Origin of the sequence: Polaribacter sp., assembly GCF_049276715.1 — a bacterium.
In the GTDB taxonomy this organism is placed as follows: Bacteria; Bacteroidota; Bacteroidia; order Flavobacteriales; family Flavobacteriaceae; genus Polaribacter.
In genome coordinates this window covers 1-2,052 of the sequence record NZ_JBASWY010000059.1, presented here as the reverse complement: position 1 = coordinate 2,052, position 2,052 = coordinate 1, and the positions used below count along the sequence as shown (strand labels likewise).

Here is a 2,052-nt window from a genome sequence, read left to right as displayed (position 1 = left end):
ATTATTTGGTCCGGAAAAGGCCTCGATCGAGGCTCGTTACCGGCACCTTGCCCCGCAGGTTGATGACGTTAAGACTCTCTTGGACTACGGTTGTGCCAATGGCGACTTTCTAACCGTTGCTAGGTCCATGGGTTGGTCTGTAAAAGGCGTTGATTTTGATCCAATCGCTGTTGAATTAGCGAGAGGTAAAGGTCTTGATGTAGACCTTATTGAAGCCGGAGAGCTTCAGATGGGCGAAGGTTTGTATGACGTTATTACACTTTCCCACGTTTTGGAGCATGTTCACGATCCATTGGAACTTATTAGTGATTTGTTTCGTTTGTTAAAGCCTGGCGGAGTTTTATGGCTGGAAACACCTAATATCTCCTGTATGGGACATCGTATTTTTGGCCGCTTTTGGTACGGTCTCGATCCTCCCCGGCACTTGCTGATTTTTTCTTCTCGGGCTTTGAGGGCGATTCTTGCAGGTGCTGGTTTTAGGGATATCAGGACGCGTTGGCACGGTCTTGCAGTTTTTGTCTGGTTTCCAGCGAGCGATGCTCTTCAGCGAGGAGGCAATGCAATGACACTTGTTGGCACAGGAAGCTTACTTCTAAAGCAGGTCGCTTGTGAGCTTATGGCCTGGGTGTTCCCAAGTTCGCGTGAGTTCATCACTCTCACAGCCCGTAAGCCGCTCGACCAATGATCGCGGCAGTAGTGGTGAGCTACAATCCAACGCCCGGACACTTTGGGTTGCTTATAAATAGGCTCGTGTCTCAGGTTGGGCTGTTGTGTGTGGTTGACAACAGTCCTGCGTCAAATAATACCGTGGTAGATGAACTGACTAATTGCGAGCTGGGATTTGATCAAGTTCGAGTGGTCCGTTTGGGACGAAATGCTGGTATAGCGACGGCCCTTAATATCGGTATCGAAATTGGCTTATCTGAAGGCGCCGAGTTTCTTTTACTTAGCGATCAGGACAGTCTTCCGGCAAGCGATATGGTGAAAAACCTAGCGAGCAGCTTGGAGGGGCTATTATCTGAGGGCGAAAAAGTTGCTGCTGTTGGGCCTGTTTTTCAAGAGTGCAACACCGATAAAGTTCATCCATTTCAAGTGCAGATTCCTGGGCATCTTTTTTATGGTCATGGATTTGCCTCTGCCGAATCGCCCCTCGTCGATGCACTTACACTGATTACTTCGGGTTGTTTGATCCAAGCTGCGGCTATCCGCGACGTAGGGCTCATGAGGGACGAGTATTTTGTGGATGGCGTAGACTTGGAATGGTCGCATCGTGCCCGTGCTAAGGGCTATAGGCTGGTCGGCGTTAATGGGGCAACGATGCGGCATGAGATGGGCGAAGATAAGCTTAGAGTATGGTATCTGCGTTGGAGAATGGAGGCAGAGTATCCTCCGCTTCGACTCTATTACCGAGTCAGAAATTTGATTGCCTTAACTCGCGAAAGCTATGTTGACCTGAGTTGGAAGCTACGCAATTCCTGGACCATAGCCGGGGTGGTTTACTCTCATTTGATATTTGGTACTCGGCGGCTAGATTCTCTGAAGATGGTTTGTGTGGGTCTTTGGCATGGTGTAGTCGGAAAAATGGGGCCGTACAGCATGAATGTAAAAGACGGAGCGTATGATTTAGGGGCTACAGGACTCGATTGATCGTCTTACCGGTGATTATGAGGCGTGATAAACCACCGTATCATTTGCGCTTGCCTTGAGAGAGATTCGCGGGCGGTTTTGGATGAACGTCACAATAGCGTCAGCGGATACTAGAGACTCTTTGCGAAGAGCAGATTGATCGCCATGTTCTATGAAGCAGTCTGCTAAACCGAAATGCTTAATCGGGCAGGGGATGTCGTTTCGACTAAGTAGCTCAGCCACCGCAGACCCAGCACCGCCGGCAACGGCATTCTCTTCCAGCGTGATCAAAAGATCATGGCTGCTGGCGAGCTCAAGTATGAGTTCTTCATCAAGGGGCTTAACCCAGCGCATATCCACCACTGTTGCATCCAGCTCTTCGCCGGCCTTCATGGCTTCCACAAACAGCGCGCCAAAATTCAGGAT

Annotated in this window: 3 protein-coding genes; 2 read left to right on the top strand and 1 reads right to left on the bottom strand. The window is 49.7% G+C overall.

Going from position 1 to position 2,052, the window contains the following annotated elements; translation table 11 throughout:
* Positions 1–685, top strand: a 685-nt coding sequence (locus WAO74_RS14085; RefSeq protein WP_422162909.1) for a class I SAM-dependent methyltransferase, incomplete at its 5' end; no start/stop codon positions are given.
* Entirely contained in the window at positions 682–1,647 is a 966-nt protein-coding gene (locus WAO74_RS14080; protein WP_422162908.1) for a glycosyltransferase family 2 protein, read from the top strand. The genes WAO74_RS14085 and WAO74_RS14080, both read left to right, overlap by 4 nt.
* Positions 1,648–1,662: 15 nt before the next feature.
* Here WAO74_RS14080 and WAO74_RS14075 read toward each other — a convergent pair.
* Positions 1,663–2,052: transketolase C-terminal domain-containing protein (locus WAO74_RS14075; protein ID WP_422162907.1), on the bottom strand; the 390-nt coding region annotated here is incomplete at its 5' end.

Bases quoted from the DNA above. Each gene is read 5' to 3' on its own strand.
- WAO74_RS14080 (WP_422162908.1), top strand. From the start codon at position 682: ATGATCGCGGCAGTAGTGGTGAGCTACAATCCAACGCCCGGACACTTT.